Raw genomic sequence first — 15,850 nt, 5'->3', positions numbered from 1 at the left:
ACGATTACGGTCAATAGGACTCCAAATAATGGCTCCTGACATAGCAAAGAATACACCTGAAAACAACTTTACATAATCATACGTCATATCGCCACTTCCTTTTCTGGGCCTTGGTTTGGTAAACTAAGGTCAAAAAATAAATCCCCCATAAATGAAACAACATTCCCCACTTATAGTATCATTTAAAAAAATAACAACATTATTATGTAAATACTGAAAGCCATTTAAAGGAAACGGAAACATATAGAGTAAGACGTAAATAAAAAAGAAGCGAAAGGTTATTTTTGGAAAATATTCCAAGTAGTATCGGTTTTCATCATGGTGGTAAGTTGGTTATGCACTTATAGTTAGAAAAAAATAGCGCTTCAAATAGGTTCCTTGGAAAAATAAGACAAATTTATCATTTATTGAATCTTCTATTTTTCCATCTGTATGTAGAAAATAACGATCGGAAGAAAATAAAAATAGTAATGTATGGATACAGAATTCCACTTAAGAAGATGTGGAAAGCTTGCACTTTTTGTTGGGTAAACTGCATTGTTTGAAGCAATAAAATGCTGTCAATGATAATCTTTGAAACAAAAAATATAAGTAGCGACTTCCATGAAACAACAGCAGTAAATAGAAAAACTGGAAGCAAACAAAATAGAAGATTCATCAAAAGCACAATAATTCCTATGAGTTTGCCTGTAAATAACTTGTAGTTAGCACTTTTTGAAGCCCATCGGACACGTTGTGAAACAAATTCACTCCATGTATGTACGGCGAATGTTTGTACTAATGCTTTTGCAGATTTTAGATACACCACTTTTTTTGGCCATTGCTGGATGAATTTTTCCAACAAAAAAACATCATCACCACTAGCAATCGTATCATTTCCTATAAATCCCTGGACTTCCATAAAAGCTTTCTTTTCATAAGCGAAATTGGCGCCATTGCACATAAAAGGTAGTTGTAAGCCAAAGCTCCCAATGGTTGTTCCTTGTAAACTTAAAAAATCGAGCAATTGGAAGGTGCTGAAAAATGAGCTTTCTTGGACATATGTAACAGGCGCAGCAATCATTTTTGGTTGCTCCAAAACAATCTTCTGATTCAGCAGATGTAGCCAATTTTCAGGCACTAAGCAATCGGCATCTGTAGTAACAATCCAGTCACTTTGAATGTTGGAAATAGCGGTTGTAATTGCATCCTTTTTTGGTGAATTGGAAGTGCGTTTGTTTTGTAAAATATCTATGTTAAAGGCTGTGTATTCTTTGTGAAACTTTTCTATGATTTCACAAGAAGTATCTTCTGAAGCATCATTGACAAACCAAAATGAAACCTTTGATGCAGGATACTTCAAAGCAGCAATTGATGTTAATAGTTTTGGTAAATTTTTAGCTTCATTACGAAAAGGAATAATCACTGAAAACTCAGTAAATGTTGTAACTTCTTGTTGTTTTGTTATGGGAACTTTCCAAAAACCATACACTAAGCTTGTAATTAACAAAGCATAGCTTCCGCAAATGAAATAAAGAAGAATCTGTATCATGAAGCAATTGATTTTTCTTTGGCTTGCAAAGGTGTAAAATTCAATACAAAATAGCTTCCTGCAATGCTTGGCAACACAAAGTTCAGAATCCACATCAAAGAAACTACAGAAAGAATGTTTAATTCAGAGATGTTAAGGTAACCAAAAAGCCATACGGCAACACTTCCTTTTACAATGACATCGAAAATAAATAACATCGGAATTATGGAAGTAATCAAATACATGGAAGCAATAGTGCTCATGGTAATAAAGTATGATGTATTCAATCCAAAAAATAATAATAACGCATAAAACTGATGTGAAAAAATAGCGTAACGAATTATGGACAGACTAAGATTTTTAAAATGACTTTCCCTAGAAACATTTCGAATAAAACTACGAACACGTTCCCATGAAAAACCTTTAATACGAAATCGTTTCTGTTTGGTGCCTACAAAGAAAAGTCCACCCAAAACCAGTATAAAGGCAAAAATTCGTAAAATTCTATACCAAGGCAATTCTATGCCAAATTCTATGACAAAAATGGAGAAACCAATCACGCCAAAAATAACAGTGGCAATAAGTTGTGCAAAGTTTCCAAGAAAATTTAAACCTACAACTCGTTTTCGTTCAGACTTCTTAAAATACAATGCTTTCGCACCATATTCGCCCACACGATTTGGTGTAAACAATGAAGCTGTTAATCCGCCCAAACTATGTGCGGTACTTTCCCAAAGTGAAATCGGTTTTATAGAACTTACCAATGTTTTCCATTTCACAATTTCCATAAACCAATTCAAAAAAGTAATTGCAAAAAGACCAAAAATAATACTTGGTTGTATAAGTTGAGAAGTTTTGAGTTGCGTTAAAAAAGTATCAAAATCTAATTGAGTATTATTTACTAATTTGTCAAAAATAAAATAGGCTGCACCAATAAGTATCGCTACTTTTATAGCTAACGCAAAGAATTGCTTAGTTTTGTGTGATACCGAAATCTGCATAGTACAAAGTAAAGCATTTCGAAATACAAATCTATCATGGAGCTGCGTTTCATGATGAGATACCATTGGAAATAGATGAATCAAGAGAAAAAGACGTCAAAAACTGAAAAAATAATACTAGGAATTGATCCAGGAACTACGATTATGGGTTTTGGATTGATTAGAGTTGTAGGGAAAAAAATGCACTTTTTGCAACTCAATGAATTACAGCTTCAAAAATACAAAGACCATTATTTAAAGCTGAAACTGATTTTTGAACGTACGATTGAATTGATAGATACCTATCATCCAGATGAAATTGCGATTGAAGCACCATTCTTTGGTAAAAACGTGCAATCCATGCTGAAACTTGGTCGCGCCCAAGGTGTGGCAATGGCAGCAGGTTTGTCACGCGAAGTTCCTATTATCGAATATTCTCCCAAAAAAATAAAAATGGCCATTACTGGAAATGGAAATGCCAGTAAAGAACAAGTTGCCAAAATGTTACAAAGCTTATTACAACTCAAAACGCTTCCCAAAATTTAGATTCTACCGATGGTTTGGCAGCAGCAGTCTGTCACTTTTACAATTCGGGTAGAGTAGAAGTTGGAAAGAGTTATTCAGGTTGGGCGAGCTTTGTAAAACAAAACGAAAACAGAGTTAAAAAATAAAATGACAAAACTTTTTAGGGTATTTATTATTGGCTTGATGTCAATATTAGTATTTTCTTGTGGACTTAGTGACGAAGAAGTTAAAGAACGACTTAAAAAAGCATTAGAAGCTAAAAAGTGGAAAGCTTCTAAGCAATTATTTGATGAATATATAAAGCGAACTCCAGAAGATACGGAAGCGTATTTTTCAAGAGCTAGGATTGCAACAAATGTTGATCCATTAGATTTAGAAGGTATTATTGCAGATTTGAATACTTATCTTGAAAAAAAGCCTGAAAGTTCAGTTGCTAAAATGTTTCGATTTCAAGCATATTTACATATAGCAGAATTTGAGAAAGCGTTAGAAGATATTGAAACAATTATTAAAAAACACGGCAAAAATTCTTTTTTGTTATCATGGAAAGGAAACGCTGCTTTTTTGGCAAAAAAGTTTGATATTGCAGCTAAAGTTTACGAGCAACGTACACGAATGTCCGGAACTTATGACGACGTTAGAAATAATTACTATTACATGGTGTTTTCTAAGCACTTTGGAGGAAACAAAGAAGGTGCTATTTGGGATACTGCTTTTTTAGAAGACCGTGGTTTTAAACAAGATTCATTACTAATGAAAGCGCTCATAAATGATGAGATAAAGTATGACGAAATTGCAAATTTTGAATTGCCAAAATTTACAATAATAGAACTGGAAAACATGCTTAAAAATAATTGTCATGAATTTGATTTGTTTCCAGATAAAACCTATCGCAGTGTTGAAATTCTGAATGATATTGCAAGAGAGCCAAACGTTAGAGATCTAGAAGCATTGTTGCCGAAAAAAGAGGAAGTATATGTGTTGAATCTTTCCAATAATAATTATGAAGAGCTTCCAAAAACTTTATTTGCGTTCAAAAATTTACAAATCTTAAACCTATCTTTTAATCAATTTACAAACTTAGAAAAAACGATAGAAGAACTCAGTCAGCTTCCAAATTTGAAAGTACTTTTATTGAATAGATGCGGCATAAAGGAGTTGCCAGGTAATATAAAACTCTTAGATCAATTATTGATGTTAGATATGTATGGAAATCGTTTTGAAAAACTTCCAGAAGCTATCGGAGAATTACGTAATTTAAAATATTTAGGATTAGAAAATAATTTGAAGTTAACGTCTTTGCCTAAAAGCATTGGAAATTTACAATGCTTACAAGTATTGGATATTTCACAAACCAAACTAACAAGTTTACCGGTTGAGGTAGCATATTGTTCACAATTAATAATGTTATCTGCTAACCGAAGCCGAATCAATACTTTGCCTGAAAACTTTGGAGATTTAATAAACCTTAGAAACTTAAGCCTATATGGTAATAAAATTGAAAAACTACCACAATCTTTTGGAGATTTAGAAGTATTAAAATACTTGAATGTAAGTGCAAACCGATTGAAAGACTTGCCAGGTTCATTTAAAAAACTTGATAGTTTAGGGCGTGTATCTTTAGATGGGAACGATTTTACAGTATTTCCAACGGAATTGGAATCGCTAAAAAGCGTATTTAGTATTATTGTCCACGATACACCTATCAAAAATATTCCTTATGCAATGGCCAAAAAACCAAGTTTGGAACGCATTCTTGTAAATCCGAAATATATTACACAAAAAAATATAGATTCACTCAAAGCCATAAATCCCACACTATATGTGATTCCTCAAAATTAATTAGCTAAAAAACAGCTAATTATGAGTGCCTAATTAGAATTATGTAAAGTATCTACCAACAGAAAATTTTCTTCTTCACAAGGAATTGTCTGCGGACTTACCGTTCAAAAACCAACTTTTGTCACTAATTGTACAGATTATGAGAAGGATAATAAGGAAGAAGAACGAATTACAAAAACAGAAGCTAGAAGTATTAGCCTCAGAAGGTTTTCTTGAGGAAATATAGGACGAAAAACTGGCTTCTCCATTACGTATGATTATATGAATTGTTATTTTTGCAATAACAATCATAAGACTTTTGATGTCTTGCTCGTAGTAATTAAAATACATTAGTAGTTATAGCAGGAATTTATATACATATACCATTTTGTAAGCAAGCATGTCATTATTGCGATTTTCATTTTTCTACGTCTTTGGCTAAGAAAGATCAACTATTGCACGCGCTCAAGCGAGAATTACAATTGCGTAAAACAGCATTGGAAGGTACACTTGTTGAAACTATATATTTTGGTGGAGGAACTCCAAGTGTACTTTCATTAGAAGAAATCAATGGAATTTTGCAAACGGTTAACCAATATTACAAGGTATCTAATACTCCAGAAATTACCTTGGAAGCAAATCCAGATGACTTAACGGAAGCCAAAATTATCGATTTGGCAAAATCATCCGTAAATCGATTGAGTATAGGAATTCAGTCGTTTTATGATGAGCATTTATCCTTGATGAATCGTGCGCATAATAGTGAAGAAGCAAAAAAATGCTTAGAATTTGCGACACAACATTTTGATAATATTACCATTGATTTGATTTACGGAATTCCAAATATGACCATGAAACAGTGGAAAACGAACATGGAAACGGTTTTTAATTATGGTATCCATCATATTTCAAGTTATGCACTTACGGTAGAGCCAAAAACGGCATTGGAAAAATTTATCCGGCAAGGAAAATATCCTGCCATTTCTGAAGAGGCATCTTTAGCACACTTCAATGAATTGGTTGAAGCTACCGAAAAACAAGGATTCATACATTATGAAATCTCAAACTTTGGAAAACCGAATTACTTTTCAAAACACAATACTTCGTATTGGAAAGGTGCAAGTTATCTTGGAATTGGACCAAGTGCACATTCGTTTCAAAAAAGCACAAGAAGCTGGAATGTGTCAAACAATACCAAATACATAAAAAGTATAGCAGAAAATATACTTCCACTCACTTCAGAACAACTTTCCATAAACGATCAGTACAACGAATATGTAATGACAAGTTTGCGCACTGTTTGGGGAATTTCTCTGGAGTATATTCAACAAGAATTTGGAGAAAGCTATCTGCAGCATACACATAAAATAGCAGAAATCCACGTAAAAGAAAAAACGATTCAAACAGAAGGAAATCTTATCAAAACAACACAAAAAGGAAAGTTTTTATGTGACGGAATTGCAGCAGATTTTTTCAAAGTTTAATCTTGTCCTGCGAATACAAGAGTAATTGCAAAAATAATATGATGAGGCAATCTGATAAATAGAAATGTAAATAAATCTTAAGGACCATTTTCTTGTAAAAGCCATATAGAAAATACCAGTGATAGTAGAAATAATACCCAAGCAAAAAGAAATGATTTTTTATGGTAAAAAGGCTTTTTATACACTTTGTCAAGGTAAGAAAAAATCAATTCGTATTTTTGTGTTATGATTTGTACAATTCTACGTAAAACAACCAAACATCAAATAGATTTATCTAAACCGCTTGATATTTCCATTCCATTACGAGCTTCTAAAGACAATGTTAATGCATGGTATCTTGGAGCACCAAAAATTGAACCAGTACGACTAGATAATTGGGTTGGAAGCGTGAAAGAAGGCGGTAATGTTAACTTTAATAATATTTATTTTAATCCGCACTCACATGGAACACATACCGAATGTGTTGGGCATATTACGCAAGAAGTATACTCTGTCAATCAAAATTTAACGCAATTTTTCTTCTATGCGGAATTGATCACGGTTGTTCCTGAAAAAAAAGGAGATGATTTTGTGATTTCAAAGAAGCAATTACAAATGAATATAGGGAATAAAAAGCGTGAAGCCATTGTTCTTCGTACATTGCCTAATTTTGATGAAAAAAAGCAACGACAGTACTCGAATACGAATCCGCCATATTTAGAAGAAGCTGCGGCAATATATCTACGCGAGAAAGGAATCAAACATTTGCTGCTTGATTTGCCAAGTGTCGATAAAGAAAAAGATGGAGGAGAATTGCTAGCGCATAATGCTTTTTGGAATACCTCAGGAAATATTCGTATGGATGCTACTATTACAGAATTTATTTATGTAGCAAATACTATTGAAGATGGAGCGTATTATATAAATATTCAAATTGCGCCGTTTGAAAATGATGCTACGCCAAGCAAGCCAATTTTGTATAAAATAATCAAGTAACTACTCGCCTCGTAAATTCTTCTTAATTTCTTTACTAATTTGATCCAAGGTTGGAAAAGATTCCAACTTGTCACTGAATTCTTTGAGTTGCTCTTGAACGATTCGTTTGATTTTATTTTCTAAAATTTCATCAATGGTTTCTCCATAATCTGGAAGTGGTTCTCCAGATTTCTTAACAGGTAGTGTCATATCGCCTTTTCCTGTAATCAACCAAAGAGGATTAAGATCTGGATACGTATCGATTATTCTCTCTAAAACATCACTTCCAATAGAAGCGCCTGATTTTGATTGCTTACTCGTATAGCCATTTCCTACTTTTATAGAGATATCAAAGGCTCTCATGCTCATATTTTTATACTTAATAAATTGAATGATTCTGTCGATTATCTTCATTGTATATGGAAATTAAACTATGAAAAAATCAATTTTCATAGAAAATAGTTTTTTTTAAATTTAAAAACGTCACTTAAACTGACAGTAAATCAGCACAAATGAGTCATCTAGTAAATATACACATTTTACATTATTTATAGAATTTTTTCTGGAAAAGACAGGAATTGTATACCGTTGATTCTCAATGATTCTCAATGATTCTCAAAAAATCACATAGCGTTCCTACTTATTAATCATTAATTTTTATTAAAACTCTTCTGAATTTCGTCACTGATTTTTTCTAAAGTAGGAATATTTTCAAGTTTGTCGCCAAAAGTTTTCAATTGACGTGCAACTATGCATTCTATTTTTGATTCAATAATTTCATCGAAGGTGTTATAGATAAATGGAGTTTCATTTGCTTTGTTTGTATTTTTTGTATCGTCAGTATTCTTTTTATCAACTACTTCAATAATAATAGTGCCTTTTCCAGTTAGTAGCCAAAGCGGACTTAAATCTGGATACGTGTCGATTATCCTCTCTAATACATCACTGCCTACAGAGGCGCTAGATTTCGATTGCTTGCTTATATAGCCATTTCCTACGTTTATTGACGTATCAAACTCGCGCATACTGAGGTTTTTATGCTTGATAAAGATGATAATTCTGTCGATTATTTTAATCGTTTTACTAAATTTTTCAGCATAAAGTTTCTTTATGTAGAAAATAGTTTGTAATATTATACTGTAAGCTCTATAATGTGTGTCATAAAAGCGACATTAATTTAGCAATTTACTAATTATAAAACGATAGGTATACATATGATACGAAAAGAACAGCGTAAAAAACTCAAGGAAGTGTTGGGATATCATTATACAGATGGTGTGCTAAAAATATTAAAAGAGAAAAAAGTAACTAGCAGAAATGATAAGCCTTATGGCTCGTCTATGATCCGAAATGTATTTAATGGATTAAACGAAAATGAAGATATTGAAAATGCCATCATTGAGTTATTTGTCCGTACACAAGAAGATATTAGAGAAACCGAGCAAGCGCGAAATCGAATATTAGGAATAACGTAAGTTCTTTTTTGTCATACTTTACATGCAATCTTATTTCTATTAGTACTATCATTTAAAATTACAGTACATTTACTAGCATGCAAATCAGGAATGGTTTTTGTTAATCGCTTGTATATGGATATATTTTTAGCAGTATTAATCGGAGGAATTGTATCGTACTTTGTGTATGATTATATAGGTAAAAGACAATCGGAGAAGCGCATCACGCAACAGGCACATTTGCTTTTAGACAAAATTAAAAATGTGTGTAAACTCACATCAGTAGAAGGTGATTTTAGTGAGATTTATCATTATGAAGATAAATCAGAACATTTTTTACGAATGATTTCTAGTAAAAAGCGGGCGCTAATTGTAATTAAAGCCAGAGCTAGCGTTGGATATGATTTAAAAAAGATACGTTTAGAAGCTGATAAAAACAATAAAACTATACGAATTGTTTATGTGCCGCAACCAGAAATTTTAACAATAGAAACCGACTTTACATATTATGATATAAAAGATGGATTGTTCAATAAATTTAGTGCTGATGATTTAACCAAACTCAACCAACAAGCAAAACAACACATCATTGATAAAGTTCCTGAAAGTGGTTTGTTAATTACAGCAAAACAAGAAGCTTTGAATGCTGTTTTAGTCATTCAAAAAATTGTGGAAACAATTGGTTGGACATTAGATTATTCAGAGATAACACTTCCCGCAGATGAGGTTAATCACTTGAAAAAGAACAATTCTTAGTTATTTTTTAAAAGATTGGAATTCACGTTTTTGACATTGAAAAACAATTTCTCTAGTATTTTTGTAGACTATTTGTCTTAAAATCCTATATTTTATCGAAATTTTATATTGATTTAAACAAAATATAACCTTCTTTTACACATTCTTGCTGTATATTTGTCCCAACCTAAAATAACAATAAGATGTCACTAATTGATAAAGTAATTTATTATCTAAATGATGTTCTTGTAAGCTTAGATATCGCTCCTATTCAAAAGGCGACACCTAAGCAAAAAAACAAAAGAAAAGGAATGCATGATCACACAGATATTAATGCATAATCTTTAATCATTTTCCAAAGCTTCCTCTGTTGATAAGATTTTTATATCTTGTCAGCAAATAGTGTTTATGGACATAGAATTACTTCGCGAATTTTGTATTAAAAAACCAGCAGTTACAGAAGAATTTCCTTTTGATCAAGATACATTGGTTTTTAAAGTTTTAGGGAAAATGTTCGCCTTAACATCTTTAAAAAAATGGGAGGAAGGTATTCCATCTGTTAATTTAAAATGCGATCCTGAAAAGGCAGAAGAACTTAGAGGTGAATATGATAGTATCAAACCTGGCTATCACATGAGTAAAAAGCATTGGAATACTATTGAATTATATCATGGCGAATTGCCAAATAATTTTATCAAAGAATTAGTTGATGAATCGTACAATTTAGTTGTCAAAGGAATGACTAAGAAACAACAAGCCGAATTGGCAAAATATCAATAAAAAATAGAGACACTATTAACCGTCAATTTGCTCTTAAAAATCTATTGGGAAAGTATTTGGATACATTTAAAATAGGTTATCATCAAATAGAAAGGAAGTTTATTCTAAGAAAATAGCACAAACAGAGGTAAAAAGAGCATAAAAAATGCAGAAAACAGAAAACCACTAATCTACGAATAAATACCATTCAACCTGCTTAAAAAATCATTTAATCGAAAGAACTAAACTATATCGCATATAAACGGGAAATTTACGTTTTAATTGCTGAAAACCATAAATTAAACAAATGTTAGAGAATCTTTCATTTTTATTCATCGAAGATGATGAGATCGAAGTATTGAAGTTTAAAAAATCTTTAAAAAAGTTAGGATTTACTCACAGAATACTCGAGGCTAAGAACGGAGAGGAAGCACTTGATATCTTACGAAAGAAACAAGAGCTACCTAATGTTATCCTATTGGATTTAAATATGCCAAAGATGAATGGACTTGAATTTCTAAAAGAACTTAAAGAAGATTCACATCTACGTTACATTCCAGCAATCATCGTAACAACTTCTAACAATCATCAAGATATGTTGGAAAGCTACAATCTCGGAATTGCAGGCTACATTATCAAACCATTACGTTATGAAGACTACATTAAAAAAATACAGCGTGTAGTTGATTATTGGATGGTAAATGAAGTTATAGAATTCTAAAAAAGCATTTCAAAATTCTTATTCCAATTAAAGCACCAAGATTGCAGTTCATCGGTTAATTTTGTTTATTGACCGAAAATTATTTGGAATTTATTATCTTCAAACGCGAAAATCCCTTGAAACTAGATTTGCGTTCTAAATGAAAGATAAGATTCAAGCCCTTGAACTAGCCCTCCAAAACGAAAAAAGAGCCCGTGAAAAAGCGGAAGAATTGCTCTTGAGCCGTACTAGCGAATTGCTAGAAACACAAGAAGCCCTCAAATCGAAAACACATGAATACAATGCGTTTTTTGAAAATATCCTCGATTCCTTTATTGTCATGGATACTAAGGGAAATGTCATCAAAATGAATGATGCTGCAGTCAAATTGATAGGATATGATATTAAAGAAGAACCAATCAACGTTGTCAATTTAATTTACAGTAAAGACTTTGAGTATGCAATGAATTCCTTCGCAGCACTTATTGAAAAAGGTTCGTTTACAAATTATGAAGCGCGAATTTTTACAAAGAATAAGGAAGTAAAGTGGGTACAGATTAATGCGAGCTTAATTTATAATGAAGAAGGGAAAATAACAGCGGCGCAAGGCGTTGTAAGAGATATTACCATATCTAAAGAAAATGCAGTAAACTTTGAGGAGCAGCAAGAGCAATTGGCAGCCATTGTTGATAACTCTACTTTAGGAATTGTTTTGGCACAAGATCGAAAAATCATCAAAACAAATAATGCGTTTCAAAAACTCATTCAATATACTGATAAAGAACTTTTAGGAACTCCTGTAGATGCACTTTCATACGAAGATGCTCATGAGAAATCTAGAAGATTATACAGTAGAATGATTGCTAAAGAAATTGATCATTACAGTCTTACAGAAAAGTACAAACGAAAGGATGGAACCTCATTTTTATCAAAGACAAGTGTTACTGGAGTTCGAGATGGTAATGGAAAAATGAAGTACCAGTTAGCTTTTGTTGAAGATGTTTCCGTTAAACATAAAAGACGTTTAATGTTGAATACTTTGAATAATTTAACGCGCTCTTTTATTGGGAAACTAAACATTCATGATATTGCTTGGGAAATAGCGAATGTAACTGCTCGCGATTTAGAGTTTGAAGATTGTGTAGTGTATTTAGTCAACAAAGAAGAAAATATATTAGAGCAAATAGCTGGCTACGGTGCTAAAGTTGATGAAAACAAAGAAATTATTGATAAGCTATACATTCCGTTTGGAAAAGGAATAGTAGGGAATGTTGCGCAACTGGAAAAGCTGCTTTAGTACATGATACAACTAAAGATGAGCGTTATGTAGTTGATGATATGAGACGCTATTCAGAAATTTCAGTGCCAATTATCATCAAAGGAGAAGTCGTGGGAGTTATTGATTCCGAACATTCTACCAAGAACTTTTTTACAAAAGAGCATTTGCGCTTACTGAAAAATGTAGCCAATTTGGTTTCTATTCAATTGACAAAAGCAGTGAATTTAGAAAGAAGGATTGCTGCCGAAAGTGAAAATAAAGAATTGCTCGAAAATTTAAAACGTAGTAATAAAGAATTGCGCGATTTTGCACATATAGTTTCGCATGATTTAAAATCGCCTCTGCGAAGTATTAACGCATTAATTTCATGGTTTCAAGAAGATTATGAGCATGTGTTGGATGAGGAAGCCAATGATACTTTTGATAAGTTGAACAACAAATTAGAGCAAATGGACGCACTCATTGACGGAATTTTACGTTATTCGAGTGTAAATGATAAAAACGTTCTTACAACGCAAGAAGTAAACATAAAAGAAGTACTAGAAGAAATTAAAACCATTTTATACATTCCAGAACATATTAAATTTACCTTCCCAGAAGAATTACCTATAATTAATGCTGATAAAACGCGAATCAAACAATTATTCCAAAATTTAATCAGCAACGCAATTGTTCATATTGATAAAGAAGAAGGAATTGTAGAAGTACAATATACTGAGTTAAAAAATTATTGGAAATTTTCGGTGTCTGATAATGGCGTTGGAATTGCGAAAGCCTATCATGATAAAATCTTTAAAATATTCCAAACACTTGACAGAAAAGGAAAATCTACTGGAATTGGTTTATCAATTGTGAAAAAAATCATAGAGTTATATAAAGGAACCATTTCATTAGAATCTGAAGAAGGAAAAGGAACCACATTCTTTTTTAAACTAAAAAAATAACATGCAACAAGATAGTCCCAACTTATCATACATAAAAGAACTTTCGGATGGCGATGCCGAATTTGAAGCAAACCTAATTGCCATCTTAAAAAAAGAGCTTCCAAAAGAAAAAGAAGCCTTTACAGAAAGTGTTCGCTTGAAAAACTATCTAAATTCAGCGGAGCATGTGCATAAAATTAAACATAAAATTAGTATTTTGGGACTCGAAAAAAGTTATGACTTTGCAATTGCTTTTGAAGAAGAATTGAAAAATGAGGATCCCAAACGCTATGAAACATTTCTCAGCATTTTGCAAAAAATGGAAGAATTTTTAACGACGATATAAGACTGCCTACTTATGAAGTGTATTATTGTAGATGATGAAGCTACTGCTAGAGCGATAACCAAGCAGCTGTGTAAGAAAATAGAAGAACTTAACATTGCAGAAGAATTTGATAATGCTATTGATGCAATTAAATATTTGAATAGCAATACTGTCGATTTAATTTTCTTAGACATTCACATGCCTACATTTTCAGGTTTTGATTTTATTCAAACCTTAAAAAATCCACCATTGGTAATTCTCACTACTTCTGATAAAAACTTTGCATTAGATGCTTTTGAATATGATTGCGTAGTTGATTATTTAGTAAAACCGATAACACCAGTACGTTTTGCAAAAGCTGTAGCACGTATCAAAGAAAGAGGTGTTGTAAGCAAACCAGAGGAGATAGCTCCAGTAAATCCTGAAGAAAATTCTACAGTAGGGAATGATTTATATGTAAATATTGATCGTCGTTTGGTAAAAATCAATGTGCCAGATATCTGTGTGATCGAAGCTAAAGGTGATTACATTAAAATAAAAGCTGAAGACAAAAACTATGTAGTACATTCTACACTAAAAAAAATAGAAGAAAAACTTCCAACTCATTTATTTTTAAAAGTACATCGATCTTATATCATCAATACTACTAAAATTGTTGATATTGAAGATAATAGTGTTTTAATAAAACAAGATGTAATTCCAGTAAGTAGGGCAAATCGTAAAGAGCTCATGCAGCGCTTAAATCTATTATAAGTTCAGAACATTCATCGTTTTTTTATATACATTCGTCTAACCTTTAGAATATTTGTACCATTATTTGAAGTTCTTTCAAATAAGTTTCTTACATTCTCACCAATAATAAACAACTGAGAATCAATTCATGAGGTGGAAAGGAAATAAAAAATTCAAAGAAGTCATCACAGAAGATGGTTATCATCTAAAGGCAGAATATATTCAAGAGAGCAAATATTGGTGGATTGTATACAAAAACGGTGAAGTGCTGTATCGTGCAGATGCCGAAAGTGAATTTGCCAAGAGTTTGCAAATAGCACAAGCAAAAGCACAACAACGAATGATAAAACACTTAAAAAGCAGTTCTAATTAAAATTGCTTTTTGTGTAAATTAAAAAACGCATCAGCTTGTAACTTCATTAATTCTCGTGCTTTTTTACGTTTGTAAAGATATACTTCTTCCTCTTCCATAAGATCTAAATATACTTTCTTATTTAAAGATATATCTGTCTGTAATAAAGTTTTTCGTTGGTCAATTTTCTGTTTCACCCAAGTTTTTACAGCATCTTCAGCATCTTGAAGTTTTAAATCATATTCACCTTTTGATGTAATTAATTTTGCAAAAATTGGAGCTGTTTCTATGGCTAAAAATAATAGTAAAATAAACAAGGATGGCAACCAAGGCAATTCATTTAATGCATTTACACGTGCCATTAAACCATCAAAACCATCTATGACAGGTTGTGTATTAGCTTCCTGTGCTTTTTGTTGTGCAATTAGATTTTTAACAGCAACTTCTTTAGAGGTAATTTTTTCAGCATTTATTGCTCGTAATGCTTGTAATTCTTGCAATGTAGCATCGTGTTTTTCACGTTTTTCTTTGTATACTGGTCCTTTTCCAATTAATTCAGTTCCTTTTCTGCCTTCTGCCTCTGCAATATATGTTTCATACCAGTCGTTTACTTCTTTTTCTTTTGTCGTTACTTCAGCTTTCAAATCAATAATCTCTTGATTGATTTGCTGAATTTCAGGCGTATACTGTTCTGCAATTTGTGATTTGTTTGATAATGTCAGTTCATTCTTATGCTCTAGTAAAACTTGATTGATTTCTTTTTCAAAGATTTTGAGTTCTAAAGGTTTGGAAATTACAATGGCGATAATAATAGCTAAAATAATTCGTGGTGCAGCTTGTGAAAATTCAGCGAATTTCGAATCTTTCTTTCGAAGTGTAGAAACAATAAAGCGATCTAAATTGAAGATTAATAATCCCCAAACAATGCCGAAGCCTATGGCAGCAAAAATAGAGTCAAAAACGGTATATAAAGCATAAGCACTGGCAATAAATGCCATCAATGCTGTAAAAAAAACGGTGGCGCCAATACCTGCATATTTAGTTTGTTCTCCTGCGCTACATTCGCGTATAAGAGCGCGATCAACGCCCGAACAGACGAGGAAAAATTGTTGTAACATAAAATGATTTTTGATTGATGATGTCTATAAGAACGCAAAGTCGATTGAAATGTTACAAAAAAAGCAGCTTATTTTGAGTTTATAAGCTGCTTTCTACACACCTTGACTATATGTGTTAGTCGTAAGTTTAGTATTAAGAATTTGAAAATCTTTGGAAACTTGTATTAGCTTTTATAAGCACCTATAACTTTTCCTGTAT

General features: G+C 32.1%; 18 protein-coding genes and 1 pseudogene. 14 read left to right on the top strand and 5 right to left on the bottom strand.

Going from position 1 to position 15,850, the window contains the following annotated elements:
* Nucleotides 1–400: 400 nt before the first annotated feature.
* Together MK119_RS02005 and MK119_RS02000 are read right to left on the bottom strand one after the other, a co-directional pair.
* A complete protein-coding gene (locus tag MK119_RS02005; RefSeq protein ID WP_290670235.1) occupies nucleotides 401–1,531 on the bottom strand; it encodes a glycosyltransferase in 1,131 nt (376 codons plus the stop codon).
* The gene (locus MK119_RS02000) at nucleotides 1,528–2,511 is read right to left on the bottom strand and encodes a lysylphosphatidylglycerol synthase domain-containing protein (RefSeq protein ID WP_290670232.1); all 984 of its coding nucleotides are present in this window, start codon (nucleotides 2,509–2,511) and stop codon (nucleotides 1,528–1,530) included. The genes MK119_RS02005 and MK119_RS02000 overlap by 4 nt, the downstream gene beginning before the upstream one ends.
* Before the next feature lie 75 nt (nucleotides 2,512–2,586).
* Between MK119_RS02000 and ruvC the strand changes: the two are divergent.
* The 4 genes and pseudogenes from ruvC to MK119_RS01980 all read left to right on the top strand — a co-directional run bounded on the left by ruvC (nucleotide 2,587) and on the right by MK119_RS01980 (nucleotide 7,295).
* Nucleotides 2,587–3,161 (top strand): annotated as a pseudogene (gene ruvC, locus MK119_RS01995) (crossover junction endodeoxyribonuclease RuvC).
* A 1-nt stretch (nucleotide 3,162) separates the two neighbouring features.
* On the top strand, nucleotides 3,163–4,857 hold the full coding sequence (locus tag MK119_RS01990) for a hypothetical protein (RefSeq protein WP_290670229.1): 1,695 nt from the start codon (nucleotides 3,163–3,165) through the stop codon (nucleotides 4,855–4,857).
* 338 nt (nucleotides 4,858–5,195) lie between these two features.
* Nucleotides 5,196–6,320 (top strand): radical SAM family heme chaperone HemW, encoded by a 1,125-nt coding sequence (hemW, locus tag MK119_RS01985; RefSeq protein ID WP_290670590.1) that lies wholly within the window; start codon nucleotides 5,196–5,198, stop codon nucleotides 6,318–6,320.
* Nucleotides 6,321–6,545: 225 nt separating this feature from the next.
* Complete coding sequence (locus tag MK119_RS01980) at nucleotides 6,546–7,295, top strand: cyclase family protein (protein WP_290670226.1); 750 nt, start codon at nucleotides 6,546–6,548, stop codon at nucleotides 7,293–7,295.
* On the opposite strand, the gene MK119_RS01975 is transcribed toward MK119_RS01980, so the two are convergent.
* Both MK119_RS01975 and MK119_RS01970 read right to left on the bottom strand, forming a co-directional pair.
* Nucleotides 7,296–7,637 carry a hypothetical protein gene (locus tag MK119_RS01975; protein WP_290670223.1) on the bottom strand — a complete coding sequence of 114 codons (342 nt, stop codon included), beginning with the start codon at nucleotides 7,635–7,637 and terminating at the stop codon, nucleotides 7,296–7,298. It abuts the gene before it with no gap.
* 287 nt (nucleotides 7,638–7,924) lie between these two features.
* Entirely contained in the window at nucleotides 7,925–8,299 is a 375-nt protein-coding gene (locus tag MK119_RS01970) for a hypothetical protein (protein ID WP_290670220.1), read from the bottom strand.
* A gap of 189 nt (nucleotides 8,300–8,488) precedes the next feature.
* Here MK119_RS01970 and MK119_RS01965 point away from each other — a divergent pair, with 189 nt between their 5' ends.
* The 10 genes from MK119_RS01965 to MK119_RS01920 all read left to right on the top strand — a co-directional run bounded on the left by MK119_RS01965 (nucleotide 8,489) and on the right by MK119_RS01920 (nucleotide 14,554).
* A complete protein-coding gene (locus MK119_RS01965) occupies nucleotides 8,489–8,749 on the top strand; it encodes a hypothetical protein (RefSeq protein ID WP_290670217.1) in 261 nt (86 codons plus the stop codon).
* 114 nt (nucleotides 8,750–8,863) lie between these two features.
* A complete protein-coding gene (locus MK119_RS01960) occupies nucleotides 8,864–9,484 on the top strand; it encodes a DUF4230 domain-containing protein (RefSeq protein WP_290670214.1) in 621 nt (206 codons plus the stop codon).
* Between the two features lie 182 nt (nucleotides 9,485–9,666).
* The gene (locus MK119_RS01955) at nucleotides 9,667–9,804 is read left to right on the top strand and encodes a hypothetical protein (RefSeq protein ID WP_290670212.1); all 138 of its coding nucleotides are present in this window, start codon (nucleotides 9,667–9,669) and stop codon (nucleotides 9,802–9,804) included.
* A gap of 67 nt (nucleotides 9,805–9,871) precedes the next feature.
* Complete coding sequence (locus MK119_RS01950; protein WP_290670208.1) at nucleotides 9,872–10,243, top strand: MmcQ/YjbR family DNA-binding protein; 372 nt, start codon at nucleotides 9,872–9,874, stop codon at nucleotides 10,241–10,243.
* Between the two features lie 286 nt (nucleotides 10,244–10,529).
* Nucleotides 10,530–10,943 (top strand): response regulator, encoded by a 414-nt coding sequence (locus MK119_RS01945; protein ID WP_290670205.1) that lies wholly within the window; start codon nucleotides 10,530–10,532, stop codon nucleotides 10,941–10,943.
* 139 nt (nucleotides 10,944–11,082) lie between these two features.
* Nucleotides 11,083–12,219 carry a PAS domain-containing protein gene (locus tag MK119_RS01940; protein WP_290670202.1) on the top strand — a complete coding sequence of 379 codons (1,137 nt, stop codon included), beginning with the start codon at nucleotides 11,083–11,085 and terminating at the stop codon, nucleotides 12,217–12,219.
* Complete coding sequence (locus MK119_RS01935) at nucleotides 12,159–13,145, top strand: ATP-binding protein (RefSeq protein ID WP_290670587.1); 987 nt, start codon at nucleotides 12,159–12,161, stop codon at nucleotides 13,143–13,145. Before MK119_RS01940 ends, MK119_RS01935 begins: the two co-directional genes overlap by 61 nt.
* Before the next feature lies 1 nt (nucleotide 13,146).
* Nucleotides 13,147–13,470, top strand: a complete 324-nt coding sequence (locus MK119_RS01930; protein WP_290670199.1) for an Hpt domain-containing protein — start codon at nucleotides 13,147–13,149, stop codon at nucleotides 13,468–13,470.
* A 12-nt stretch (nucleotides 13,471–13,482) separates the two neighbouring features.
* The gene (locus MK119_RS01925) at nucleotides 13,483–14,202 is read left to right on the top strand and encodes a LytTR family DNA-binding domain-containing protein (protein ID WP_290670197.1); all 720 of its coding nucleotides are present in this window, start codon (nucleotides 13,483–13,485) and stop codon (nucleotides 14,200–14,202) included.
* 127 nt (nucleotides 14,203–14,329) lie between these two features.
* Nucleotides 14,330–14,554, top strand: a complete 225-nt coding sequence (locus MK119_RS01920) for a hypothetical protein (RefSeq protein WP_290670195.1) — start codon at nucleotides 14,330–14,332, stop codon at nucleotides 14,552–14,554.
* Here MK119_RS01920 and MK119_RS01915 read toward each other — a convergent pair.
* Nucleotides 14,551–15,651, bottom strand: a complete 1,101-nt coding sequence (locus MK119_RS01915; RefSeq protein ID WP_290670193.1) for a DUF4407 domain-containing protein — start codon at nucleotides 15,649–15,651, stop codon at nucleotides 14,551–14,553. The two genes, MK119_RS01920 and MK119_RS01915, sit on opposite strands and share 4 nt — an antisense overlap.
* Between the last annotated feature and the right edge of the window lie 199 nt (nucleotides 15,652–15,850).

The sequence above is a fragment of the Kordia sp. genome, assembly GCF_022447245.1.
Lineage (GTDB): Bacteria > Bacteroidota > Bacteroidia > Flavobacteriales > Flavobacteriaceae > Kordia.
The sequence above is the reverse complement of the archived record's forward strand: the minus strand, read 5'-3'. Positions and strand labels throughout refer to the sequence as shown.